This window comes from Bacillus sp. RC251 (assembly GCF_044908765.1).
Lineage (GTDB): Bacteria > Bacillota > Bacilli > Bacillales > Bacillaceae_G > Bacillus_A > Bacillus_A wiedmannii.
The window spans coordinates 319,941-345,633 of record NZ_JBIYDP010000003.1; the positions used below are offsets into that span (position 1 = coordinate 319,941).

The 25,693-nt window shown below is 35.1% G+C and carries 28 protein-coding genes and 1 pseudogene; 25 read left to right on the top strand and 4 right to left on the bottom strand.

Annotation, left to right across the window (positions count from 1 at the left end; genetic code table 11):
• Positions 1-104 precede the first annotated feature (104 nt).
• The 3 genes from sigI to ABH961_RS15660 all read left to right on the top strand — a co-directional run bounded on the left by sigI (position 105) and on the right by ABH961_RS15660 (position 2,608).
• The gene (gene sigI / locus ABH961_RS15650) at positions 105-827 is read left to right on the top strand and encodes an RNA polymerase sigma factor SigI (RefSeq protein ID WP_048543735.1); all 723 of its coding nucleotides are present in this window, start codon (positions 105-107) and stop codon (positions 825-827) included.
• Positions 820-2,169, top strand: a complete 1,350-nt coding sequence (locus ABH961_RS15655; protein ID WP_404519617.1) for an anti-sigma-I factor RsgI family protein — start codon at positions 820-822, stop codon at positions 2,167-2,169. The genes sigI and ABH961_RS15655 overlap by 8 nt, the downstream gene beginning before the upstream one ends.
• A gap of 175 nt (positions 2,170-2,344) precedes the next feature.
• Complete coding sequence (locus tag ABH961_RS15660; RefSeq protein ID WP_048546570.1) at positions 2,345-2,608, top strand: ArsR/SmtB family transcription factor; 264 nt, start codon at positions 2,345-2,347, stop codon at positions 2,606-2,608.
• A gap of 247 nt (positions 2,609-2,855) precedes the next feature.
• Here the strand turns inward: ABH961_RS15660 and ABH961_RS15665 are convergent, their stop codons facing one another.
• Entirely contained in the window at positions 2,856-3,179 is a 324-nt protein-coding gene (locus ABH961_RS15665; protein WP_001072996.1) for a winged helix-turn-helix transcriptional regulator, read from the bottom strand.
• A gap of 124 nt (positions 3,180-3,303) precedes the next feature.
• Between ABH961_RS15665 and ABH961_RS15670 the strand changes: the two genes are divergently transcribed.
• The 5 genes from ABH961_RS15670 to ABH961_RS15690 all read left to right on the top strand — a co-directional run bounded on the left by ABH961_RS15670 (position 3,304) and on the right by ABH961_RS15690 (position 7,892).
• Entirely contained in the window at positions 3,304-3,837 is a 534-nt protein-coding gene (locus ABH961_RS15670) for an NAD(P)H-dependent oxidoreductase (RefSeq protein WP_098078114.1), read from the top strand.
• A gap of 133 nt (positions 3,838-3,970) precedes the next feature.
• Complete coding sequence (locus ABH961_RS15675) at positions 3,971-5,470, top strand: class I adenylate-forming enzyme family protein (RefSeq protein ID WP_048546566.1); 1,500 nt, start codon at positions 3,971-3,973, stop codon at positions 5,468-5,470.
• A 145-nt stretch (positions 5,471-5,615) separates the two neighbouring features.
• Positions 5,616-6,179, top strand: coding sequence for a GNAT family N-acetyltransferase (locus tag ABH961_RS15680; RefSeq protein ID WP_048546564.1), 564 nt, complete (start codon positions 5,616-5,618; stop codon positions 6,177-6,179).
• Positions 6,176-6,880 (top strand): SDR family NAD(P)-dependent oxidoreductase, encoded by a 705-nt coding sequence (locus ABH961_RS15685; protein ID WP_404519619.1) that lies wholly within the window; start codon positions 6,176-6,178, stop codon positions 6,878-6,880. Before ABH961_RS15680 ends, ABH961_RS15685 begins: the two co-directional genes overlap by 4 nt.
• A 112-nt stretch (positions 6,881-6,992) precedes the next feature.
• On the top strand, positions 6,993-7,892 hold the full coding sequence (locus tag ABH961_RS15690; RefSeq protein WP_098078119.1) for a PhzF family phenazine biosynthesis isomerase: 900 nt from the start codon (positions 6,993-6,995) through the stop codon (positions 7,890-7,892).
• A gap of 82 nt (positions 7,893-7,974) precedes the next feature.
• Here the strand turns inward: ABH961_RS15690 and ABH961_RS15695 are convergent, their stop codons facing one another.
• Positions 7,975-8,184, bottom strand: coding sequence for a hypothetical protein (locus tag ABH961_RS15695; protein ID WP_044443258.1), 210 nt, complete (start codon positions 8,182-8,184; stop codon positions 7,975-7,977).
• 176 nt (positions 8,185-8,360) lie between these two features.
• Between ABH961_RS15695 and ABH961_RS15700 the strand changes: the two genes are divergently transcribed.
• The 16 genes and pseudogenes from ABH961_RS15700 to ABH961_RS15775 all read left to right on the top strand — a co-directional run bounded on the left by ABH961_RS15700 (position 8,361) and on the right by ABH961_RS15775 (position 23,285).
• The gene (locus ABH961_RS15700; RefSeq protein WP_048546556.1) at positions 8,361-9,200 is read left to right on the top strand and encodes a phosphotransferase family protein; all 840 of its coding nucleotides are present in this window, start codon (positions 8,361-8,363) and stop codon (positions 9,198-9,200) included.
• Between the two features lie 27 nt (positions 9,201-9,227).
• Positions 9,228-9,785 (top strand): DUF7010 family protein, encoded by a 558-nt coding sequence (locus ABH961_RS15705; protein WP_098642788.1) that lies wholly within the window; start codon positions 9,228-9,230, stop codon positions 9,783-9,785.
• A gap of 177 nt (positions 9,786-9,962) precedes the next feature.
• On the top strand, positions 9,963-10,787 hold the full coding sequence (locus ABH961_RS15710; RefSeq protein ID WP_048546552.1) for an MBL fold metallo-hydrolase: 825 nt from the start codon (positions 9,963-9,965) through the stop codon (positions 10,785-10,787).
• 56 nt (positions 10,788-10,843) lie between these two features.
• Positions 10,844-10,930 (top strand): annotated as a pseudogene (locus ABH961_RS15715) (esterase); the annotation flags it as partial.
• A gap of 535 nt (positions 10,931-11,465) precedes the next feature.
• On the top strand, positions 11,466-11,861 hold the full coding sequence (spxA, locus tag ABH961_RS15720) for a transcriptional regulator SpxA (RefSeq protein ID WP_048546550.1): 396 nt from the start codon (positions 11,466-11,468) through the stop codon (positions 11,859-11,861).
• A 30-nt stretch (positions 11,862-11,891) separates the two neighbouring features.
• Positions 11,892-12,026, top strand: a complete 135-nt coding sequence (locus ABH961_RS15725) for a BA3454 family stress response protein (protein ID WP_048546548.1) — start codon at positions 11,892-11,894, stop codon at positions 12,024-12,026.
• 192 nt (positions 12,027-12,218) lie between these two features.
• Positions 12,219-12,632, top strand: a complete 414-nt coding sequence (gene saiR, locus ABH961_RS15730; protein WP_048546546.1) for an Rrf2-family transcriptional regulator SaiR — start codon at positions 12,219-12,221, stop codon at positions 12,630-12,632.
• A 125-nt stretch (positions 12,633-12,757) separates the two neighbouring features.
• Positions 12,758-13,093 (top strand): IDEAL domain-containing protein, encoded by a 336-nt coding sequence (locus ABH961_RS15735; RefSeq protein ID WP_098078123.1) that lies wholly within the window; start codon positions 12,758-12,760, stop codon positions 13,091-13,093.
• Between the two features lie 1,036 nt (positions 13,094-14,129).
• Positions 14,130-15,449, top strand: a complete 1,320-nt coding sequence (locus tag ABH961_RS15740; RefSeq protein ID WP_046954708.1) for an aromatic amino acid transport family protein — start codon at positions 14,130-14,132, stop codon at positions 15,447-15,449.
• 107 nt (positions 15,450-15,556) lie between these two features.
• Entirely contained in the window at positions 15,557-15,979 is a 423-nt protein-coding gene (locus ABH961_RS15745) for an STAS/SEC14 domain-containing protein (RefSeq protein WP_088110361.1), read from the top strand.
• Positions 15,980-16,197: 218 nt separating this feature from the next.
• A complete protein-coding gene (locus ABH961_RS15750) occupies positions 16,198-16,707 on the top strand; it encodes a heme-degrading domain-containing protein (RefSeq protein WP_170968437.1) in 510 nt (169 codons plus the stop codon).
• A gap of 389 nt (positions 16,708-17,096) precedes the next feature.
• Entirely contained in the window at positions 17,097-18,581 is a 1,485-nt protein-coding gene (gene zwf, locus ABH961_RS15755; protein WP_098642180.1) for a glucose-6-phosphate dehydrogenase, read from the top strand.
• 96 nt (positions 18,582-18,677) lie between these two features.
• Positions 18,678-19,571 carry a phosphogluconate dehydrogenase (NAD(+)-dependent, decarboxylating) gene (gene gnd, locus ABH961_RS15760; protein WP_098078129.1) on the top strand — a complete coding sequence of 298 codons (894 nt, stop codon included), beginning with the start codon at positions 18,678-18,680 and terminating at the stop codon, positions 19,569-19,571.
• A 38-nt stretch (positions 19,572-19,609) separates the two neighbouring features.
• Positions 19,610-20,278 (top strand): fructose-6-phosphate aldolase, encoded by a 669-nt coding sequence (gene fsa, locus ABH961_RS15765; protein ID WP_098068241.1) that lies wholly within the window; start codon positions 19,610-19,612, stop codon positions 20,276-20,278.
• A 267-nt stretch (positions 20,279-20,545) separates the two neighbouring features.
• The gene (gntK, locus tag ABH961_RS15770) at positions 20,546-22,087 is read left to right on the top strand and encodes a gluconokinase (RefSeq protein ID WP_098642181.1); all 1,542 of its coding nucleotides are present in this window, start codon (positions 20,546-20,548) and stop codon (positions 22,085-22,087) included.
• Between the two features lie 136 nt (positions 22,088-22,223).
• Positions 22,224-23,285, top strand: a complete 1,062-nt coding sequence (locus ABH961_RS15775) for a lactonase family protein (protein WP_404519694.1) — start codon at positions 22,224-22,226, stop codon at positions 23,283-23,285.
• A 42-nt stretch (positions 23,286-23,327) separates the two neighbouring features.
• Here the strand turns inward: ABH961_RS15775 and ABH961_RS15780 are convergent, their stop codons facing one another.
• Positions 23,328-23,504, bottom strand: coding sequence for a DUF1272 domain-containing protein (locus ABH961_RS15780; protein ID WP_001207874.1), 177 nt, complete (start codon positions 23,502-23,504; stop codon positions 23,328-23,330).
• Positions 23,505-23,699: 195 nt separating this feature from the next.
• Between ABH961_RS15780 and ABH961_RS15785 the strand changes: the two genes are divergently transcribed.
• Entirely contained in the window at positions 23,700-24,521 is an 822-nt protein-coding gene (locus ABH961_RS15785) for a pentapeptide repeat-containing protein (RefSeq protein ID WP_048546529.1), read from the top strand.
• 43 nt (positions 24,522-24,564) lie between these two features.
• On the opposite strand, the gene ABH961_RS15790 is transcribed toward ABH961_RS15785, so the two are convergent.
• On the bottom strand, positions 24,565-25,449 hold the full coding sequence (locus tag ABH961_RS15790; protein ID WP_048546526.1) for a DMT family transporter: 885 nt from the start codon (positions 25,447-25,449) through the stop codon (positions 24,565-24,567).
• Positions 25,450-25,693: the final 244 nt, after the last annotated feature.

The window sequence follows — 25,693 nt, forward strand, 5'->3', positions numbered from 1 at the left end:
AAGTAGACAAGCCCAAAGAAAAGTACTAAGAAAATGTGGTTAAATGGTCACTTGTTTAGTGATCATTTTGCTATTTGAAGCAGAAGGAGGCTGGAAGATTACTAGTGTTGAGTTTAGTAATGAAGATCCTAAGAAAACCGAAAATAGAAGATATCGTATATAACATACAAAACAATGGAGGAGATAAGGAAGCATTTATCGTACAGTATCAGCCTTTTATTAGAAAATCCATATCGTCTGTCTGTCGCCGATATATTACAGAACAGGATGATGAATATAGTATTGGACTGTTTGCGTTTAACGAAGCAATTGAACAGTATTCATATAAAAGAGGGAAATCTTTTCTAGCGTTTGCTGATCTTCTTATAAAAAGAGATGTAATTGACTATATACGCAAGGAGTCTAAGCATAACTTTGTCTTTTTAAAAGAAGATGAGCAAGAGGAAATGTTAGAAATGCAAGTATCGCTTACGGAGTATATGAAAGAAATCGAAAATAGTAACCGTAAGGAGGAAATTCTTCATTTTCAAAGTGTGTTAGCTGAGTTTAAAATTACATTTTCAGAGCTTGCTAAAGAATCTCCTAAGCATCGTGATACGCGTGAGCACCTAATAGAAATTGTGAAGATTATTATAAAAGAAGAGGAAATGATGGAAGAGCTGTTCCGTAAGAAAAGATTACCCCTAAAACATATTGAACCACTTGTTAGGGTAAGTCGTAAAACGTTGGAACGACATAGAAAATACATTATTGCGATGAGTATTATTTTTGCAAACAACTATACATACATTCTTGATTATATAAGAGGGGAAAAGCATGATGAATAAAGGAATTGTGATGGATATAAAAAAGCATAACGTAGTTGTTTTGACTCCAAATGGAGAGTTTATTACATTTAAAAGAAAAGCGCACCCATACATGATAGGAGAGGAAATCTCGTTTAACAAACAAGAACAAAGAGCGTCGCGTTTTTCCATACTACCTTTCTTAAAGCCTACAACAGTAATTGTTGCTGGTTTTCTATGCGTATTGCTGTTTTTTTACAATCAACCAGAAGAAAAAGTATTTGCTTATGTCTCAGTTGATATAAATCCAAGTATAGAGGCGAGCGTAACGGAGGATCTTCGTGTTATAGATTTGCGGGCTTGTAATGATGATGGAAGGCGTATTTTACAAGAAATGAACAGGTGGGAAAATAAACATCTGCAAGACGTGATACGTATTATTATAAAGCAGAGTCAAGAGGATAAGTACTTAACCAATGATAAGCAAGTTATGCTAACGGCTATTGCAAAGGACAAGTCGCTAGAACCACAGTTGGAAAAGGCTATGCAGGAATTAAAGAAAGAATATGAGATAAAACATGTTACAGTCGAATATCAAAGCAGTACGATGCAAATGCGGGAAGATGCTGAGAAAGCAGGAGTTGGAACGGGCGTTTATATAAAACAAGAGAATGAGAAGAAAAAATCGCTTGCTCCACCTGCACCGTCATCTAATCAAGAACAACAAAAGTTATCTTCTGATGCATCATCGGACACACCTCCTGTAAAAGAAGAAAGCAACGAGAAGAAAGAGTATATAGAACAAGAGCAATCTAAGGAACAACAGCGGAAGCAAATAAAGGGAAATAATAGGAATCAGCAGGAGAACAACGGCAGAGGGTCTCAAGGGATTAATGGAAATCAGCAAGGAAACAACGGAAGAGAATCGCAAGGGAATAATGGGCACCAACAAGAGAATAACGGAAGAGAATCGCAAAGAAATAATGGAAATCAGCAAGGAAACAACGGAAGAGGATCACAAGGGAATAATGGGCACCAGCAAGAGAACAAGGTTAGAGGGTCTCAAGGGAATAATGGGCACCAGCAAGAAAACAACGGAAGAGAATCGCAAGGGAATAATGGGCACCAGCAAGAGAACAACGGCAGAGGGTCTCAAGGGAATAATGGAAATCAGCAAGGAAACAACGGAAGAGAATCGCAAGGGAATAATGGAAATGGGCAAGGGAACAATGGAAGAGGATCGCAAGGGAATAACGGGAATCAGCAAGAGAACAACGGAAGAGGATCGCAAGGGAATAATGGAAATCAGCAAGGAAACAACGGAAGAGGATCGCAAGGGAATAATGGGCACCAGCAAGAGAACAACGGTAGAGGGTCTCAGTAAGGAAAGCTTCTATCAAATAATATAGAGTGAAAGAGAAATCTATAGAATTGGGAGGATTCCCTCTATCTGAAGAGATTTTTTAATATTTTTTTAAAATGACGGACATAAAATCATATATCCTTTCGAATTATATATATGGATATCATTAATAGTTATATAAAAGGAGAGAAAAAATATGAAAATGTATGAAGAAATCACTGAAGTATTAAAGGTATTAGCACATCCTGTCCGTTTATCATTAGTAAAAATAATGCTTGCAAAAGGTCCTATTAACGTAACGACAATGTATGAAACATTACAAATGCCTCAAAGTACAATTAGTCAACATTTATCTAAACTAAAAGCTACAAAGGTTGTTACAGGTACTCGGAAAGGGTTAGAAATTTATTATGAAGTAACGGATAATCGTACAAAAGCGATATTATTAAGCTTGGCTTAAAGGGTGACTGTTTAGATTTCAAAATGAAGTAAGCCATTCAGAGACTATAATTTTCTTATTAACATTAGTTGTATCTGTTGTTGTTTTTAATTTGCTTCATAGACTTCTTTATTTGGGTCTTGCCGTATCACTATCAAGCTAAATTTTAAAGAGACTATAAAATTGAAAGTTTTCTTATTAGGGTCTCTTTGTTAGCTTGATAGTGATGTGCCGTTCCCACTAGTATGTAAAGAATTTGGTGATTTTTTTAGTCATGTAATCTTTTGATTTGATGATCTTTTCCCCATTCGCATAGTTCATCCATAATTTGCATTAAAGATTTCCCGTATTCGCTTATTGTGTACTCAACCTTTGGTGGTACTTCTTGATATACAGTACGATGGATAATTCCATCAGCTTCAAGTTGCCGAAGTTGTTGTGTAAGAACTTTTTGCGTAATGTTTGGGATTTCTCGTCGGATTTCATTTGTTCGCATTTTTCCATCCATCAAAACACATAAAATATGAACTTTCCATTTTCCGCCGATTACATCGAGTGTCGTTGCAATTGGGCAGTCTTCATTTTGATTCATATAACACCTCCACAGGTACTTTAAGGTTCCTATAGCACTTTAAAGTACGTACTTTTCAATTATATGTGACTCATTCATACTAATACGTAAAGGATTGATTAATTTATAAAGGGGATGGAAACGGATGAAAACACTTGTAATTGTAGCACATCCTGATATTGAAAAATCAAAAATCAATAAAAGATGGATTGAAGAACTTGAGAAATATTCAGATGAAATTACGGTGCATGAATTATATAAAGCGGCACCGAATTGGGAGTTTAATATTGAAGAAGAGCAAAAGCTATTAGTAGAACATGACAGATATATATTTCAATTTCCGCTTTATTGGTACAGTTCACCACCATTATTAAAAAAATGGTTTGACGATGTATTAACATATGGATTTGCGTACGGATCAAAAGGAGACAAAGTGAAAGGGAAAGAATTTGGTCTAGCTATTTCTATAGGTGGATTAGAAAAAGACTATGAAAATAGCGGAATTACAATGGATGAGTTAACAAAACCATTTCAAGCTACTTGCTTATATACAGATATGAAATTTATACCTCCATTTTATTTATATGGTGCCGAATATAAATTAAGTGATGAAGAGATTGATAAAAGTGCACCGGAGTATGTGCGCTATGTGATGAATAAGGAGTATTCTAATATATAAGAGGAAATAGCCATTTACTTGCTAAGTAGATGGCTATTTTTAGTGGATTTACATTCACTAAGTGTAATCTTTAGTAAATTAATAGTTAATCTGGTAAAATAAAAAACCTAATATATATAAAGGGGAGTTTTACTTGAGAACGATGCAAAAATTATTACAAAAAAGAGCAATGCAATCACCAAATTTGGAAGCGCTTGTAGGGGGAGAGAAAAGGTATTCGTTTCAGCAGTATAATGAACGAGTAAATCAGCTTGCACACTATTTGCTACATAACGGTGTACAAAGAGGAGATCGTATTGGAATACTATGCAAAAATAATCATCCGTTTCCAAGCGTTATGATGGCAAGTTTAAAAATTGGAGCTGTATGTATTCCGTTAAATCATCAGCTTACTGCTTATGAGTTAGAAACGATTGTAAAAGAAGCAAAATTAAAAGTGTTAGTTATTGATGAAGAGTTCCATGAAGCTTTAAAAATTGATGCTGTTAAAGAAATTCCTTATGTAATTAAAACGACTGAAGAAGGATTTGGTTCATTTGAATTAACATTACAAGAACAGCCAATTACAGAACCGAACGTAGAAGTTCATGAAGATGATGATGCGATTTACTTATTTACTTCAGGAACGACTGGACAGGCAAAAGCATGTGTAATTGGACATAAAAACTTACATCATTATTTTTCTGAGATTGCGGGCCAAAGAGAATTTCCACCAGGTGAACGCTTTTTATCCGTGCATCCATTATTTCATATGAGTGGAGTGCTTTCTATTTTAAATTGTATTTATCATGGTGTTACGATGATCTTTTTAGCTGATTCGAATCCTGCTCTTATTTGGGATAAGATTGAAGAAGAGAAAATTACTACGATGCTTGCGTTCCCAGCTGTTTATAGCTACATGCTTGAGGAGCTAAATAAAAAAGAACGTAACATTTCAACTTTTAAAGTAGCACAAAGTGGTGGTACAAAAGTGCCAGAAACACTTATTCAAAAATATATGGAAAAAGGAATATATATGGTGCAAGGATATGGGAGTACAGAAGGTTGGGTTGTAACTTCATGGCATCCAATGATGGGAAAAGAAAAGATGTCTTCTGTAGGGAAAACTTTGAAACATGTAGAGTTAAAAATTGTTCATCCAGAAACAGGTGATGAACTAACAACAAATGAAGTTGGTGAGATTCATGTAAGAAGTCCATACATGTTTAAAGGGTATTGGAATAATGAAAAGGCGACAAAAAAGGTAGTAAAAGATAATTGGTTTAACATGGGCGATGCGGGCATGATAGATGATGACGGATTCCTGCATATTATGGGAAGATATAAAGACGTTATTATACGCGGTGGTGACAACGTATATCCAGATCAAGTAGAAGATGTTATTCATGAAATACATGGTGTTTTAGAAGTTGCAGTAGTTGGAGTTCCAGATGACTTTTGGGGAGAGATTCCGACAGCGTATATTGTAAAAGATATGCAAACGTCTTTAACGGAAGAAGAAATTATACGGCATTGTAAAGAGAAACTAGCAAGTTATAAAATACCAGAAGTTGTATTTATGAAAGAATTACCGAAAAATGCTTTAGGGAAAGTGTTGAAGAGGGAATTAAGAGAAGTTGTACTTGTAAAATAAAAAGCGATTAGATGATGAGGAATCCAGTTATGTACAAAGCATAACTGGATTTTTGTTTGTAAAGAACATAATAATTTACTAGATTTTGTATTTTGTGTAAGATAATAAAGAATATTCAATCATTAATAAAAAGGAAGAGATATAAATGAATCTACCGTTATTACAAGTAGAGACAGGGAGGCTCATAATCCGTCCGTTCCAAAATGATGATTATGAAAGTTGGTTAGATGGATTTCATAAGAGGCTACCATCGCAGTATAAATATGACGATGGCCACCAAGTTATGGCATCATCAACAAAAGAATGGTTCACGGAATGGATAAGAGGTTTTGATGAAGCAGCACATCGAGATGAGATGTATGTATTAGGTATTTTTCGTAAAGAAGATGGGGCTAATATTGGGAAGCTAGAGCTTATAAAAATCTTACGTATGGACTATCAATGGGCGATGATGGGGTATTCCATACATAATCAATACTGGAAAAATGGATATGGTATTGAAAGTGTAAAAGCTGCGTTATCGTTATTTTTTAATAGTCTTCATTTCCATAGAATTGAATTACATATACATGTTGATAATGAGCCATCCGTTCGTCTTGCGGAAAGAACAGGTTTTTCACTTGAATGCAAGAGAGAGGCGTTTTCTTTAGAGAATGGTAAATGGATGGACTTTCTTATTTATTTTAAAAATAAGGAGATGGATATATGAGAGTTCTAATTACAGGGGGAAATCGCGGGTTAGGGTTACAGTTGGTAAAAGTATTTCATGAAAATGGGCATATCGTTTATCCGTTAGTTAGAACTGAGGTTATGGTAACGCAATTGAAGCAAATGTTTAGTTGTAGATGTTTTCCTATATTGGCAGACTTATCACTTGATGAGAGTACGAAGCAGATTAAGAACCAGCTCGAGGGATATACAGAGTATATGGATCTAGTTATAAATAACGCTGGAATTACTGGAAAGGAGACTGAGATTTTACATACAAATTCAGAAGAGTTAACGGACTTATTTAATATTCACTGCTTAGGCGTAATTCGAGCTGTAAAAGGTACATATGTGGCTTTAGCTAAATCGGATCAGCCGAGAATAATAAATGTGTCCTCTCGGTTAGGATCACTACATAAAATGGCGAACAAAGAGTTTCCGCAAGGACAGTTCTCATATTCCTATCGAATTGCTAAAGCTGCACAAAATATGTTAACACTTTGTTTACAACAAGAGTTTGAGAATAAAGGAATTCGTGTAACGGCAATTCACCCAGGAAAATTAAAGACTGATATCGGTGCCTTTGATGCGAATATGACTCCGGCTGAAGGAGCACAAAATATATATGATTGGGTAATTGATTCAAATGAGGATGTTTCAGGGAAGTTTATTGAGCCAGGTGTGGGGGAATTGAAGTGGTGAAGTACGATTTTATAAGTATTGAATGACTATTTGGGTTTTCATGGAGAATATGAAATGGTTTGCTACACATAATTACAATTGGAAAATTAGAAGAAGATTAGGAGAAAAGAAAATGAAGACTATAAAGGTATTTCATTACGATGCATTTACGAATAAACCAAATATGGGGAATCCAGCAGGTGTTGTATTAGAGGCGGATGGATTAACAGCAGGGGAAATGCAGCGTATTGCTGAAAAAGTTGGATTTAACGAAACGTCTTTCGTTCTTTCTTCAAAAGTAGCAGATTTAAAGGTTCGCTATTTTACCCCTCGTTTTGAAATAGATTTATGTGGTCATGGGACAGTTGGAACAATATTTGCCTTGTGTGAAAGAGGTTTATTAGAAGAGAAAACAAGTTTTACGATTGAAACGAAGGCAGGGGTTTTAGCAATACAAACAGATGTAAATGAAAAGGGAGAAACCTTTATTAAAATGAGGCAGGCTACACCTCAGTTTAAAGAATTTGCAGGTTCAAAAGAAGAATTAGCTCATAGCATTGGTTTGGACGTAAATGATTTAGATGTAAGTTTACCGATTGTATATGGAAGTACAGGAAACTGGACTGTAATTGTACCGGTTAAAAATCTAGATGTATGTGAGAGAATGAAGCCTAACAATGAGATGTTTCCATCGGTATTAAAAGAAATACCTAACGCTTCTATTCATCCAGTTTGCTTAGAAACTTATGATGAACAGGCACAAATGCATGGGCGTCATTTCTCATCGGCTTATGCTGGAACGATTGAAGATCCAGTGACAGGAACAGCTTCAGGTGTAATGGGAGCGTACTATGCGATGTATTTGGAGAAAGGTTTTGACCATAAAATGGAATTAATCGTTGAACAAGGACAGGAAATGAATAAAGATGGCCGTGTAACGGTATATGTAACGAAAGATGTAGAAAATGAGAAATTACAAATAGATATTGCTGGAACAGCGGTGTATGTGAAAGAGTTTAAAGTTTCAATATAAAGTGAAACTTTAATCAGTGGGGGTCTTACTGCCCGTTAATGTGGGATAAAAAAAGAAAGCCCGGAATACATCCAGACTTTCATTATCTGTTCAACACTTCAATATACGAAGCATCTCCAGTTGTTCTTAAAGCAGAGCGGAAATTGTTGTTTTCTAACGTTTTAGCGACTTGTTGTAATTGCTGTGCATCATCATGATGGATAAGTAAGCTGTCAGCACCGCTTTCTTCTATATGAATGTGTTCGACACTTCCAATGGCATCATGTACTGCTTTTAAAAATTCAGGTTTCATATTGTCCTCCTAATATGTATGTAACGTTGTTGTTAGTATTTCCTTATTTTTGAAATATAAAAGTAAATGAATTTTTGTTATATTAAGATTTTGGAAGGGGTTTCCTATTCGTTTGTCAAATAATAGTAAAGTTGTCTTTTGAATTGAGGGGATCTTCGAAATTAAAGGGTGAGAGAATGGACATTTCAATAATTGCTGCACAACTAGTTAAGGAGAAAGTTATTTCACATGCTCCAAATAGCGTAAAAGCGTTGAACGGAGGAACGACAAGTACTGTATATTTGTTGGACGAAAAATATGTAGTAAAGCTGAATGAAGCGGAAGTAATACGTGAAGAAGCTAATTTTCTTTCTTTTTATGAGGGGAATACTTTATTTTCAAAGCTTTTGTATAAGGAACCTTTACATACATATTTCGTGTATTCTTTCCTGGAAGGTAATACTTCGTGTAAACAAGGATATAAACGAAGTACGCTTCGTACACTTGTAAAAGAAGTTATCAATAAGTATAAAATGGTTCCAGAGGCAGAAGGCTGGGGGTGGAAAGAAAGTCCGGTTCAATCTTGGAATGAATTTTTAACTGCAAATGTGATGGAAGCTTATGAAAATGTAAGATGTTACATAAGTGAAGAAGAATATAGAACGGTTCTTAAACTAGCAAATAGGGAAGCCGGAGTAAATCAACCCTTTTTATTACATGGTGATTTCGGATTTCATAATTTTATATTCCGGCAGAATAAGTTACATGGAGTAATTGATCCGTTACCAGTCCTTGGAGATCCTTTATATGATTTAATTTATGCGTTCTGTTCAACTCCTGAAGATGTTACGAAAGAAGCAATTGATTTTGCGATGAAACAATGTGTATTTCATAAAAAAGAACGAGATTTATACGAAGAAATAGTCATAGGATTATATTTGCGTATAGATACATGTTTGAGACACCACCCGAAAGATTTAGAAGATTACTTAGTAGCTTGGCGTTATTGGATGGACGAAATTGAGCCGGCTTTATAGTACAAATAGTTTGGGGGAGATAGTGAAATGAACATTCTAGAAGCAAAAAGAGATTTAGCACAAAGAACGAAAAGAGGATTTCCAGTTATAATAGCTGGTATTTTATTTTGGATTGTAGCAAGTGTAACGGGTATTCTTCTTTCAGAAAAACAAGTTGTGTGGGTGTATTTAATTGGTATGGGTTGTGTATTTCCTTTTGGCTTAATGATAGCTGCTATATTGAAAATTGACATGTTTGCGAAAGGAAATCCGCTAGGGACTTTAGCTGGATTAATTGGCGGGATAAATGTATTAAATATTCCGTTTGTATTACTTGCCTATTTTCAATTTCCAGAGTGGCTACCTTTTGTAGTAGCGATGTTAATAGGGGTTCATTTTATACCGTACGTATGGATTTATGAAAGTAAAAGTTATGGTGTATTGTCAGTAGGGACTGTACTCGTAACGTCAGTTTGCGGGATTCTTTTTGCAGACAATGGATTTACTGTCATTCCATTGGCAGTTTCAGTTGTCTACTTACTGACTCTAATCGGTTTATTAATTGAAAATAAAAAAGTAGATCATTATCAACAAAAATCAGCTTAATAAAGTGAAACTTTAATCAGTGGGGGGCTTCATCCCCCACTGATTATTAGTTGAACCAATCGGGCTTTTATGGGCAGTTGATTCCCCACCTAACTTCTTTGCTTTCGCTGAATTTTGAGGTGAAGATCTTACTGCCCATTAATGCGGGATAAAAATATAGGGGTAGGGGGAAATATTATGAAAAATTTCGTTTGTACAACGTGCGGCGTACAGTATGCAGCGAGTGTGGAAGAACCGGTAAGTTGTGTTATTTGTGATGAGGAGAGACAATATGTGAATCCGAAAGGACAGTCTTGGACGACTTTAGAAAACTTGCAATCGAGTGGTACATATAAAAATGAAATGATAGAAGAAGAAAATGGGCTTTATAGTATTACGACAAAACCGGAATTTGCGATTGGTCAAACGGGATATGTAGTAAAAACGGAAGCGTATCGTTTACTATGGGATTGTATTACTTATTTAGATGAAACGACAATTGAGAAAATAAAGGAGTGGGGCGGGTTAGATGCGATAGCACTATCTCATCCTCATTATTATTCAACGCAAGTAGAATGGGCAGAAACGTTTAATGTACCAATTTATATACATGAAGACGATAAAGAGTGGGTAGTACGCCCGAGTAGCCGTATTATTTATTGGTCTGGCGAGTCTTTACAATTAGCGGACGGAATTACTATTCATCGTCTCGGAGGACATTTTAGCGGCGGTTCTGTATTACATTGGGAAGAAGGAAATGATGGGAAAGGTATTTTATTAACAGGTGATATTATTCAAGTTGTAGCGGATCAGCAATGGGTGAGTTTCATGTACAGCTATCCGAACTTAATTCCATTACCAGCGAGAAAAGTGGAGGAAATGGCGAATCGAGTGAAGCCATTACAGTTTAATCGTTTATATAATGCTTTTCACCGAGTAGTGAAAGAGAATGCCAATGAGGCAGTGGAACGTTCTGCTGAAAGATATATTAAGGCGGTAGAAGGAAAGTTATTTCATACGTAAAAGGAGATTTAGTTTTTATGAATACGTTAGTATGCTTTGGTGATAGTATTACAGCTGATGAAAAAGACGGTTTACATTTTGGCCGACAAGGTTATGAATATGTAGCGGAGTTAATTGGTAAAAAGTTAAAAGGGATTTTGTAAGAAGCAAAGTGCGCGCGCTTTGCTTTTTTTGTCCGCGTATTTCTTCCTACAATGCTGCTGTGTTCAATGCAGTTGCTTTTATTATGCTAAATATATTTCATAGTAGTACATGTAGGAAAGAAATGAATAAAGTGAAATATAATTAGACCTTACCAATCGGGTTATTAAGGGGAGCCTGACTTCGACCTAACTTTGTTGCTCTTGCCAAATTTTGAGGCGGTGCACTCAAATAGCGGGATAAAATTTACTTTAAAGAAGTGGTTAGCCGTAACACTATAGGACATTCGTACAGAAGAAAATGATTTGTTCGGCTAATGGAATGCATCCAAGACTTAACAGTTGATTAATAGAACTGTAAAGTTTAAAATTACAGTATAGTTTTTAGAAGTGAGTTGCTATTGTTTGTAAAAAACAGATAAATTAAATATTCTCGAATAAATAATATAACGTGTATTTCATTCTAAACTGTAATTTTTTTTAATACATTTCAATAATCTATATAATAATTTAAAAAGTAAAGGAGTGTGTGTAAAATATGGTGATTTTATATACGACAGCAAGCTGTAGTTCATGCCGAAAAGCAAAAGCATGGCTTGAAGAACATCAAATTGATTATACCGAAAAAAATATCGTATCAAATTCTCTTACAGTCGATGAGCTTAAATCCATTCTCCGTTTAACTGAAGAGGGTGCTAATGAAATTATTTCAACTAGATCTAAAACTTTTCAGGAATTAAATATAAATATTGAGGCGCTTTCGCTTAATGAGTTTTATAAATTAATAATTGAGTATCCTCAAATGTTACGTCGTCCAATTATGCTGGATGAAAAAAGATTACAGGTTGGTTTTAACGAGGAAGAAATCCGCAAATTTTTACCGCGTAGCGTTCGAACATTTTTGAATATTGAATTGCAAAAAATGGCTAATTAATAAGTAATATTTTGAAAGGAGGAAACAGAAGTGATTGAAGTACGTGTTACAGTTAATTATAAAGATAGAAATTATCATACAAATGTTATTGTGAGTAAAGATACGATTTGGACACAAATTAAACAATTGGCAGAAGAACAAGTTAAGAAACAGTGGACTGTTTAAATTGATTTGTAACTTAAAAAGTTAATTGAAGTTAGGAGATATAGGGGAGTTCTGATAGAATATAAAGAGATTTATTTTTTCATGCTAAGCATGCTTCTTATATTTTTACGTTTGACTAACCTATCTGTAATATTTATGGCTACAGTATGTTACTAAGCGAGAAATCATATTTTTTATCGTAGGAGGACAACAATGAACAGCGACTTTACCTTGGCCATTCACAGTTTAACTTATTTAGCTTTACAGCCAGATCGGATGTCAACAAGTAATGCTATTTCAGAAAGTGCAGGTGTTCATCCCGTACGCATTCGAAAAGTGCTAAGTTTGTTAAAAAAACATAAGTTTATACAATCAAAGGAGGGAACTGGTGGAGGTTTTATTTTTGCCCGAGATTTAAGTGAAATTAATCTTTGGAATATTTATCAAATAACCTCTGAAGGTACATTGCAGCCGAAGTGTCCAGAATCAAATGATCAGTGTATTGTAGGTTCGAATATGCGGAAAGTTCTTTTTGCTATTTTCTTAGGTGTGGAAGAACATCTAGGTGAATATTTAAAGAATTATACAATGAAAGAAGTTGTTGACCTTATTAATCAAGAACGTTAAGCGGCTTAATTATTATGTAGCCGTGAGTTCTTAAAAAAAAACTGTAATTAAAAATAATACAGTTTAAGCTGTTTTTTATATCTTTTTTATCGGTACAAAAAATATTTATAAGAAGGTGAAAAAGTATGATGTCAAATAATAATCATGTTTTAAAAGAGGGAGATTGGGTTCGTGGAATATCAAATGAGGGTGAATTCATAGTTGGTTACATTGTATCACTTGATGAAGTGGAAGATGTAGTTACAGTTAGCATTGTGAAACGTGACGACAAGTACACAATGAACGAAGCGATTTTACTCTTTAGTAAACACGTTAACAAACTCCCTGAATCAAAGGTAATAAATAAGGAGCAAATCCTTTATCTTATAGACCTTGCATTATTAACAGGGGATGAAGAATGGTTTATTGAGCTTTCTGCAAAATTAAACTCGATAAAAGAGCTAGTTAATGAGGGATTTTAAAGATTATATTATTCGCTTTTCATAGGTTGGATCGTGCAATAAGCAATAATATCATCTCTTTTGTTGCATTTTAATAAAAGTGGTGATTGAATGATGTAAATAAGCTGTCCGTATACGGGCAGCTTATTTTATGTTTTCGTTTAGAAAAATGTTAGCGGTTCCCTCGTTACCATCAAGTTAAAATGTATATGAATGCAATATCTATAATTTATATCCTAAAAATTGGTTTGTGCATTTAAAAAGACAATTCTTTTAAACCACATTAATTATTTATTAGAATATCTTTTTTAAATTAAAATAAAATTTTCGATAAAGAAATATATATAAATTTTTAAAATGAGTAGCTTAAATAAACAATATTTTACTGTATTTTATGCTGATTAATTCCATTTTAAGCGATAGGAACAAGGGTTGCATGCTAACTGTAAATTATTATCCATGTAAAATTATAGTCATTAAATATTTCTGAAAATATAAAAATATTAATTTTATAAATATACACGTTATAATGAGTGCGTCGAGAGAAATTTTATGATCTCTGGAGAAAATATAAAAAATGCGATTATTAGTAAGAAAGGTGTGTGGTTAGAGGCGAAATGTATGTAAAGTGCTTCAGTGGCTTGTGTAATCAATACCATAAATGCTGCCGAAGCTATTAAAGTGATGTATAGAATTGAGAAAGAAATGCCTCATAAATGAAGAGAGGCCGGTTTAACTGAAATTACTGTTACAAGTAATTTAGAGAAACCATAAAAGTAATACACTGTTATTAGAAATGTTGCAACGTATTTATGAAGTCTATTCAATATTGTTCTCTTAAGCGGTCTTTATATAAAGAGCGGATAGTACGAGTAAACTTTTTTGTGAACGCTAACATTTATGTTAGGACGCTAACTAGCGAATGTTTCAATTTGGATTCATTATGATGAAGGACTTGCAATGTGGGGCAACTTGTAAGGAATTCATTTTCCGAAAAAAGGAATATTTGTTAGCTATAAAGAGAGACGCAAGAATAGATACAAGGGGGAGTTATTATATGAACGGGAATACTGCAAAGAAAATAGAAGTTCAAGCTGAAAATATCGCACTAGAAAATGAGCAATATGCAGATCCGAAAAAGTGGCATAAGCAGGATACTACATGGGCATTGAGCCTATTTGGAACTGCAATTGGAGCAGGGGTGCTCTTTTTACCGATTAATGCAGGTTCAGGTGGTTTATTATCATTACTACTAATTACATTGCTTGCATATCCAGTTATGTATTACTCACATAGGGCACTTGCTAAAATGATATACGCTTCTAATTCTGCTGATGAGGGGATCACAGGTACAATTAGAGAGTATTTCGGAAATAAAGCAAGTATCATTTTTAACATCGTATATTTCGGTTCAATTTATACAATCGTGCTAATGTATTCGGTTGCGCTTACAAATACTGCAAGTAGCTTTATCGTGCATCAATTGCACATGCCAGAGCCTCCAAGGGCTATTTTATCACTTGTATTAGTTCTTGGTCTTATCGCTATACTGAATTTTGGTCAAGATATTACTGTAAAGATCATGAGTATGCTAGTGTATCCTTTCATAGCTTCTCTACTTTTTATCGCAATATCTTTAATTCCACAGTGGAATACGTCAATGCTTAGCTTTTCAGCTGTTTCTACTGCTTCAACAGGAACAGGATATTTTGGAACGATACTGTTGATTCTACCAATCATCGTATTCTCATTTAATCATTCACCTATGATTTCATCATTTGTTGTAAAACAGAGAGCTACGTATGGAATAGAAGCTACTGATGCTAAATGTGCGCAAATACAAAAAGTTTGTTATATCATGACATTCGCTGTAGTTATGTTCTTCGTTTGGAGTAGTACATTAAGCTTGACTCCAGAGGATTTAAAAATGGCAAAAGAGCAAAACTTATCAATCCTTTCATATCTTGCTAATGAGCTTAATTCACCTGTAATCACGATTGCAGCTCCAATCATTGCTTTTGTGGCTATTACAAAATCTTTCCTTGGCCATTATATCGGAGCATTTGAAGTAATGCGTGACATGATAATTAAGTTCGGTAAATCACGTGGAAAAGTTATTGAAGAAAAAACAATTAAGACAATCGTCCTTACTTTTGTTGTATTATCATGCTGGTTTGTTGCTTATACAAATCCAAGTATTCTTGGACTTATTGATTCTCTAAGCGGTCCATTAGTTGCTGCTATTTTATGTCTATTACCGATGTATGCGATTCAAAAAGTACCAGTACTAGCTAAATACAAAGGGAAAATGAGTAACGTATTTGTTATTATTGTAGGTGTACTTACTGTTTTAGCAAGTATTAAATCATTATTCTAATTCACGATTGTTAGTTCTAATGCAAAATAGAACGATTTTGGGACAGACTTCTCCGTTTGGAGAGTCTGTCCCTTTTTAATGCGTTACAGTTTGATCTTATTGATTTTATGAGGGATTCACGCATAATTGTAACTAAGGGAGATGATTTCAGATTGAGTAAACTGAATATTAGTACAACGGTTTCCGGAGATATAATTGTTACTCGTCTTATAGGCAAGATTAAAACAGATGATGTTTATGAATGGTTTAATCGCTTCGAGCAGGTTTGTCAGCAATTCATTTCCGAGGGACGTAAATACAAATTGCTGGTAGATAGAAAAGGGTACACGCCAGATCATTTTTCTGTTCAAAAAGTATGGAAAGATAAGTTTTTCAATGAAACGATTTTGAATCACAGTAAGGCAATTGCTTTTCTCCTTGAAGAAGGGGAGATACTGAATTATTTACAACAATCTAATACAAAAAAATCTGTAAAATTTTTCGATGATTATGAACAAGCATTCCTTTGGTTGAATGAATATTCTAGATAAAACTTTTAGTGAACCAGTTGCTTAAGCAACTGGTTTTTTTATGCTTGTAAGTAGTAGCTGGAAGAAAACTTCTATACGAAATGTTTAGCGCTAGAGGACATACATTTTTAGTGCGTTAAATATAATTCATAATAGCACCAAGAAGAAAAGAATACGCTTTACGTTATTAGTTATATGAAAAGTCCGTACGGTAGGGTCGCATAATTTTAAAAATAGCAATGTGGCATAAAGTGAGTAAGGGGGATAAACATATGAGTACTTCAAATTTGAATGAAATAAGTAAACAAATTTTAATAGAGGAGGAAACACTTCAATTTTCCTCTTTTACAAATGAAGATGCACTGCAAATAGGTTTATTTATCGTTGAAACAGCGAAAAAGGAAGGGAAATTGATTGCTGTTGATATAGCGAAAAATGGTGTGCAATTATTTCATTTTAAGATGACGGGGACAACTGAGGAAAATACGAAGTGGATTGAGCGTAAAAAACGAGTTGTTTCTTTGCACAATCATAGCTCGTATTATATGCAAATACAAAGTGAAATAACGGGTGTTCCATATAATGAAAAGTATCTTTTAGATAGGTCGGATTATGCTGCGTTTGGTGGTTGCGTTCCTGTGCAAATAAAAGATGTAGGAGTTATTGGAATGATAACAGTTTCAGGGTTACCACCAGAAGAAGATCATGAATTAGTTATAAGGGCAGTTAAAAATCATTTAAAGCAATAATAAAAAGGAAAAACCGAACAAGAATATGTTCGGTTTTTCCTTTTTATTATTCAGTTCATGAACATATTTCTAATAAGATGTTACAAAATGAAAAATCTTTAATTCAAGACACTTTCCTTGACGATAATAATCTATGTAGTTAATATGATAGACATAAAATAACTTAATTACTTTTTATAATTTAGTTATTTTATGTAAGTATAACTGAGTAAGTAGGATGTGGGGAAAATGCTTTGAATTGCCACTATTAATATTGGGGACAATTAGAAAGCGACAAATATAAAAAATTAGAAGTTAAGAAGTAAGATTGGATCAACAATAGTAGTAGCTTCTGTACAATGCATTCTTACTATATTGGCAATGACTATACATCACGAGGAGGACTGAAATTGGAATCGATGACCTTTGTTTTATTTGGAGCGACAGGGGATTTAGCGAAAAGGAAAATTTACCCCGCGCTATATAACTTATATAGAGATCAAAAGCTTCCAAAGCCAATATCCGTTATCGGGCTTGGAAGACGTGAAGTATCTCATTTAGATTTTCAAAAAAGAGTAAAAGAATCCATAGAAACTTTTTCTCGTCGCAGAGAAGAAGGTACTCCGAAAATAGAAGATTTTTTAGAGTATTTTCGTTATTGTCCGTTAGATGTGAATAAGCCAGAAGATTATAAAAGGTTATTACAAGTAGTTCATGAAAGGGAAGAAGAACAAAATATACAAGGGAATAGAATGTTCTACCTTTCAGTTACTCCTGACTTCTTTGAGACCATTGCTTTAAACATTAAAGAAAGTGGACTTGATAAAACAGATGGATGGAAGCGCCTAATGATTGAGAAACCGTTTGGTCATGATCTTACATCTGCCCGAGAGCTGAATGATAAGCTTAGTCGAACGTTTGAAGAAGACGAAATATACCGTATTGATCATTATTTAGGTAAACCGATGGTTCAAAATATTGAAGCACTTGAATTTGCAAATCCTGTTCTTCAATCGATTTGGAATAAAGAACATATAGCGAATGTACAAATAACAGCTAGTGAAACTGTTGGGGTAGAAGAAAGGGCAGAATATTATGATCATGCAGGAGCCATTCGCGATATGGTTCAAAATCATATGCTGCAAATATTAATGATGACTGCTATGAATCTGCCGGAAAAGATTAATGCATGTGAAATTCGTGAGGAAAAACGAAAAGTGATGGAGACTCTTCGTAAAGTGAAAAAAGAAGACGTTCAGAACCATATCATTCGCGGACAATATGCTTCAGGGGAGATAAAAGGACAACAAGTTGTGGCGTATAGAGAGGAGCCAGGAGTAAATCCTTCTTCTCCAACAGATACATTTGTTGCGGCTCGCTTATGGATTGATAACCCATTTTGGACTGATGTTCCTTTTTACATACGAACAGGAAAAAGAATGAAAGAAAAGTCTACTCGTATTGTAATTGAGTTTAAAAATACATTAAAACAGCAGTATCAAGATAGTAATCCAAATGCAGCGCCTAATTTGTTAATCATTGAAATTAGTCCAAATGAAAATGTTTCACTCCAATTAAATAGTAAAAATCCATTGAACAATGGAGAGCTTGAACCGATCCGTATTCATTTCACTTGTGAGCAAACAGGAGTGGGAATACCTGAAGCTTACGAAAGGCTTATCTATGATGCTATATGCGGAGATTCTACATTCTTTGCACACTGGAGAGAAGTTGAATTGTCATGGGAATGGGTGCAGCCAATCCTTGAAGCATTCGAAGAAAACTTGTTACCTCTTCATGAATATGAGTCTGGCTCGTATGGTCCGGATGCTGCTCATGCTCTATTACAAGAAAGTGAATTTAAATGGTGGTTAGATGAGGAATTGAAAAAATAAGTACATCCTTATAAGTAAAGCAATATGACAAAAAGATATTCATCATTTTATTAACATGTATTTATGATGAAAGGTAATTCAAGGAGGAATTATATTATGAGAGTAGGATTAATTGGTTTAGGTAAAATGGGATTAAATTTAGGGAAGAATTTAATGGATCATAAACATGAAGTAGTAGCATTTGATTTAAATACGAGTGCAGTGGAAGAAATGAAAGAGTATGGTGCTACAGGTGTATCTAGCTTAAGTGAACTCGTTCAATCATTACAATCACCAAGAATTCTTTGGGTTATGGTACCACACGCTGTCGTTGATTCTGTTATTGATGAAGTTACACCATTGCTATCAAAAGGAGATATTTTAATTGAAGCTGGTAATTCACATTATAAAGAGTCAATTCGCCGATATGAGCAACTAAAGAAAGATGGCATTCACTTTATGGATGCAGGAACTTCTGGCGGAATGGAAGGCGCGCGTAATGGAGCTTGTTACATGATCGGAGGAGATCAAGAAGCTTGGGACATCGTTGAACCTATCTTCCGTGATACAGCTGTAGAAAATGGATTCTTATATGCAGGAAAAGCTGGTAGCGGTCACTTCTTAAAAATGGTTCATAACGGAATTGAATACGGTATGATGGCTGCTATTGGTGAAGGATTTGAAATTCTAGAGAAAAGTGAATTTGACTACGATTATGAAAAAGTATCAAGAGTATGGAACAACGGTTCAGTTATTCGCTCTTGGTTAATGGAATTAACTGAAAATGCATTTTCTAAAGATGCCAAACTGGATGAGATTAAGGGTGTTATGCATTCTTCTGGTGAAGGAAAATGGACAGTAGAAACAGCTTTAGATCTTCAAACAGCAACTCCTGTTATCGCAATGTCTCTATTAATGCGCTACCGCTCATTAGACAATGATACGTTTACAGGAAAAGTTGTAGCAGCACTGCGCAATGAATTTGGTGGACATGCGGTAGAAAAGAAATAATACAACTCGTTAACGTTAAAAAATGGAGGGAATAAATCATGAAGTTTTTTATTGATACTGCAAATCTTGAGGACATAAAAAAGGCATATAAACTAGGTGTTTTAGCTGGCGTTACAACGAATCCTTCTTTAGTAGCGAAAGAGGGCATTAAGTTTGAAGACCGTATTGCAGAAATTTGTCAGGCAGTGCCTAAAGTTGAATCTGTTTCGGCAGAAGTAACTCCAGATGTTGTTGCAGCTGAAGAAATGATCGCACAAGCAGAACAACTGATTAAAATTAACGGTGGCGATAAAAACATCACGATAAAACTTCCAATGACGCTAGCAGGATTAGAAGCTTGTCGTTACCTTACTGAAAAAGGTGTGAAAACGAACGTTACCCTTATTTTCACTGTGAACCAAGCCCTTTTAGCTGCTAGAGCAGGTGCAACGTATGTTTCACCATTTTTAGGTCGCCTAGATGATATTTCTGAAGATGGGGTGCTATTAGTTGCTAAAATAGCTGAATTGTTCGATATTCATCAATTAGATACACAAATTATTGCGGCTTCTGTTAGACATCCAGACCATGTCACTCGTGTAGCAATGGCAGGTGCTCACATTGCAACAATTCCTTATAAAGTAATTGAACAACTTGCTATGCACCCATTAACAGATCAAGGTATTGAAAAATTTGCTGCGGATTGGGCGAAGGCGCCTAAGTTATAAGGAAGTAAAGTTTGCGCAAATTGCTTTTTTACGAGAGGACCAATCTCTATGTAACTTCATCCTTTAAAATAAATCTCGAGTTTGGCACCTTATTACGTAAAAGCAGCGATATGAAAAGACACCTTGCATTTTCAAAACAGCACAATGGTTATAAAAAGGATCCCCTTATGAGAGTGAAGTTTATGAAAACGTAGCTCTCATAAGGGAGCGTCTTTTTGTAGACACCATGGTGCTCTTTTGTTATAGGAATGATTTGAAAGGGGTTACATAGTGAGCTCGAAATATATGATTGGTGTAGATATTGGGACAACTAGTACAAAAGCAGTTTTGTTTTCGATCGATGGATCTGTTATTGCAAGCCATGGGATTGAATATCCTTTATATTCTCCCGCACCAGAAACAGCGGAACAAGATCCAGAAGAGATTTTTCAAGCGGTCATACATACGATTAAGGAGACTATACAATCAAGTAATGTACAGCCAGTTGATATTCTTTGTGTTTCTTTTAGTTCGGCAATGCATAGTGTCATTGCTGTAGACGAAGCAGGAAAGCCGTTAACGAGATGTATTACTTGGGCAGATAATAGAAGTGCAAGCTGGGCAGAAAAAATAAAGAATGATATGAATGGTCATGAAATTTACCTTCGTACTGGAACACCAACCCATCCTATGTCACCACTTTCGAAATTAGTTTGGCTTAAAAATGAACATGCTGATTTATTTGCAAATAGTTATAAATTCATTTCTATTAAAGAATATGTTTTCTATAAGTTATTTAAGGAATATGTAATTGATTATTCTATAGCATCAGCAACAGGAATGTTCAATTTGAAATCTTTAAAATGGGATGAAGAAGCTCTTCGTGTTGCAGGAATTTCGGAGGGAAAGCTTTCTAAACTCGTTCCAACTACGCACACCTTAATAGGATTAGATGAAGAATTTGCAAGAGAGATGAATGTACTTGTTACTACTCCTTTTATAGTCGGTGCGAGTGATGGGGTACTATCGAATTTAGGTGTGAATGCAATAGAACCTGGAGTAGTTGCTATTACAATTGGTACGAGCGGTGCAGTGCGAGTTGTCACAGATCATCCTGTAACGGATCCGAAGGGTAGGACTTTTTGTTATGCGTTAACTGAGGACCTTTGGGTAATTGGTGGACCGGTGAATAATGGTGGTATGATTTTTAGGTGGGTTCGTGACCAATTATGTGCGTTAGAAGTTGAGCATGGGAAGCGCTTAGGAAAAGATCCTTATGAATTGCTTACTGAAATAGCAGCAAAAGTTAATCCTGGATCTGATGGTTTATTATTTCATCCGTATTTAGCAGGAGAAAGAGCTCCTTTATGGAATGCGAATGCGCGGGGGTCTTTCTTTGGGCTTGGACTACATCATAAGAAAGAGCATCTTATCCGTGCTGTTTTAGAGGGAATCATTTATAACTTGTATACAGTTCTTCTTGCTTTAAAAGAGCTAATTGGCGAACCGAAAAAAATTCAAGCGACAGGTGGCTTTGCAAGATCGGAACTTTGGAGACAGATGATGGCAGATATTTTTCATCAAGACGTATACGTTCCGGAAAGTTTCGAAAGCTCTTGTCTAGGAGCAGCTATCCTCGGTTTATATAGTTTAGGTGAAATAAATACATTACATGTAGTTTCTAATATGGTAGGTGCCAATTTTTATCATGAGCCAAACATGGAAAGTGTGGAGAAATATAAAGAATTAATACCGATCTATATTCGTTTGGCCCGTCACTTGGAAGAAGAATATGAAAGTATAGCAGCTTTTCAGAAAAAATGGGTTTAGAGGCTATTTGGCAGAAAAATATGGTAACTTATAAAGAGGTACTCCGATTTTTTAGGATATTCTTTCAATCAAAAATAGTTTTATGAACTTGGTAAGAAGTATGATGAACAAAAACTATAGGGAGAGGGTTATGAAAATGACGGATAACAAAGAGTTTATTGGATATGTTGGAACGTACACGAAAGAAAATAGTGAAGGGATATATACTTTTACTTTAAATACGGAAGCACAAAAAGTTAGTAATGTAACACTTGCGGCTAAGCTGGATAACCCTACATATGTAACGATTAGCAAAAATAATCAATATCTCTATTCCGTTGTTAAAGACGGCGAATCTGGTGGTGTAGCTGCTTATTTGATTAACCGTTATACAGGAGAGCTAACGGAACAAAACAGACAAGTAGTAGAAGGGGCTTCTCCTTGTCATATTAGTGTGGATAGTGAAAACGGTACGGTAGTTACAGCAAATTACCATAAAGGAACAATTGAGTCTTTTGTAGTAAATGAAGAAGCTGGAACTGTAAACGCTGCCACATCTATTATGGCACATGAAGGTTCAGGCCCAAATAAAGAAAGACAAGAAAAACCACATGCACATTACGCGGGATATACTTCTGATGAAAAATATGTGGTTGGTGTTGATTTAGGGATTGATAAAATCATTACGTATGAAATAAAAGATAGTAAGTTAAAAGAAGTAAATAGCTTGTCTGTAAACCCAGGAAGTGGTCCGAGACATATTGCTTTTCACCCGAACGGAAAGCATGCTTATGTCATGACTGAACTTAGCTCGGAAGTTATTGCATTATCATATAATCCGGAAGAAGGGTCCTTTACAGAGTTGCAGTATATTTCTACCGTTCCAAAAGAATTTGATGACAATAGTCAAGGAAGTGCTATTCATATTTCTTCTGACGGCCGTTTTGTGTATGCGGCGAATCGCGGTCATAATAGTATTGCTGTTTTCAGTGTGGATCAAAATTCAGGTCAGCTTACATTTGTTGCACATACATCTACAGAAGGAAATTGGCCGAGGGACTTTGTATTAGATCCGACTGAAAAGTTTCTTGTTGTTACAAATGAAAAGTCACATAATCTTGTGCTATTTTCAAGAAATGAAACGACAGGTGAGTTAACATTGTTACAATCTGATGTTGTTGTACCAGAGCCTGTTTGTGTGAAGTTTTTAAATATATAATTTCAGATACCTAAACAAAAGCAAAGCGATATCGCTTTGCTTTTATTGTTTCTTTTTCGGTCTACGTACTAACTCGCCGCCACAGTTTGGGCAAACGTTGTGTCTTTCTTCTGTACATGGTGCACAAAATGTACATTCATATACGCAAATGTATGCTTCAGAATCTTGTTCCAGCGATTGATCGCAAATTTGACAGTTTGTTTTCATTTGTAGTGCCATAGTAAGTCTCCTTTTAATTTGAATATTTGTAATTTAATTATAATTCATTAGATAGAAACTGTCTTTTTCAATTGAAAGGAAATTGCATGATAAATTTATGATTTGAAATGAAAGATGCCCTTTTATATTAAAATTGATTATTTCATGCAGTTGGAATATTATGAAATAGTTAAAAGACAACAGGGGGTATATATTTTGACTAATCATAACGATCATTTAAAAGCAAACTGCGAAAAATGCTTCGGTTTATGTTGCGTGGCGTTACCGTTCGCAGCATCGGTAGATTTTGCGGTGAATAAAGATGGTGGGAAGCCATGTTCTAACTTACAATCAGACTTTAAATGTAGCATACATAAAAACCTTAGAGGAAAAGGTTATAAAGGTTGTACAGTATTTGAGTGTTTCGGTGCTGGGCAGAAGATTTCGCAAGTTACATTTAACGGGATTGATTGGCGGAAAGATGCTAAGCATGCGAGAAAAATGTACGATGCTTTTCCAGTTATGCATCAGCTTCATGAAATACTGTGGTATTTGAATGAGGCGATGCTTTTACAGGCGACACAATCGATTCATAAAGAACTAAGTAAAGCAATTGAAGAGACGGAGCGCCTTTCGAATTTAAATGCGGACGAGTTAATGAAAGTAAATATTCCATTACACCGTGCGGAAGTAAATGTGTTACTTTTAGAAACGAGTGAGCTAGTTTGGAAGGAAATGAATGCCGCGCGTAAGAAACGAATTAGTCACCGCGGAGCAGACCTTATGGGAGCAAATTTGAAGAAGAAAGATTTACAAGGAGCAAATTTAAGAGGAGCTTATTTAATTGCGGCTAACTTAAATGGAGCAGATTTAAGAGGAGCAGATCTTATCGGAGCAGATTTGCGAGATGCAGATATTCGCGGGGCGGATTTCACAAATAGTATTTTTCTGACGCAAGTTCAAATTAATGCAGCGAGAGGGGATAAACATACGAAATTACCGAAAGTGTTGTCCCGTCCATCGCATTGGAGTGCGTAAAGAATGTGGAACAGGCAGAGATTAAGAATCTCTGCCTGTTTTTTCATTTCTTTTCAAAAGTAGTAATGAAAACACTACATATAATAAGAATACCACCAATAAAAAAGTTACTATTTAATGTCTCATTTAAGAGTAACCAACCAAGCAATGATCCGACGATAGGTTGGAAGAAGAAAAATAAGGAACCGATGCTTGCGTCCATTAATTCTAACCCTTTATTCCAAAGGAAAAAGGCACCTGCCGTTGAGACGACTCCTAAATATACTACGCCTAATATTACGTACGTATTTATTGTTTCGATAGAGGTTGATTGTAGTTCCCATATCATAAAAGGTGTAATGAAAAAGAGTGAAAAGAATATGGCGTACGTTGTAATAACTAAGGATGAAAATCGAGCTGAAGCAATCTTCACATAAATGGATAGTAAAGCCCACGTAATAGCGGCCCCGACTAATATAATTGTACCGATAAAATAGGAGCCAATTTCAATATCCCATCCGATTACGATAATGACACCGATTGTCGCTATTATAGTAGATAGCAGTCTACGAGCGGTTAGTTTTTCTTTTAAAATGATCGCTGCAAATATAACCATAAATGCAGGTGTAGCTGATGTTACTAAAGAGCCTGTATGAGCGTCAGATAATTTTGTTCCGATAAATTGACAAGTAATCGAAATGAAATATCCGATAAATCCAATCCAGGCGAAGAGTAGCCAATCTTTTTTGTGAATGGTTACTTTTTTCTTTTGCTTTTTCTCAGCTATTTTCAAAATGAAATATAAAACAACGAAAGCGATAATAAAGCGTAGCCAAACGAGTGTCAGTGGTGGGATAAAGTCGAGTACGTATTTACTAACAACATACATACCGCCCCATATACTAGCTGCTAATGATAAACATATAGCTCCTAAAATTGTTTGTTTCATGTAAAGTACCTCCGTCTATTTTTAGGGTATTATGAGTTCCCTAAGACGAGGCATAGTGCACGTGTTATATGAATGCCCGCCTTAGTTTATAGACGGCCTACAGGTTGATCGTTTTCGAATGAAGTGTTGTAGTACATGAGTGCATTCCTCCTTCATATTTTATAATGATATTATAACTTAATTTTCAGCTTATTGGGATGTTTCTTTAGAAAATGGAAATGGTCGTTGTTTAAGAAAGCATAGT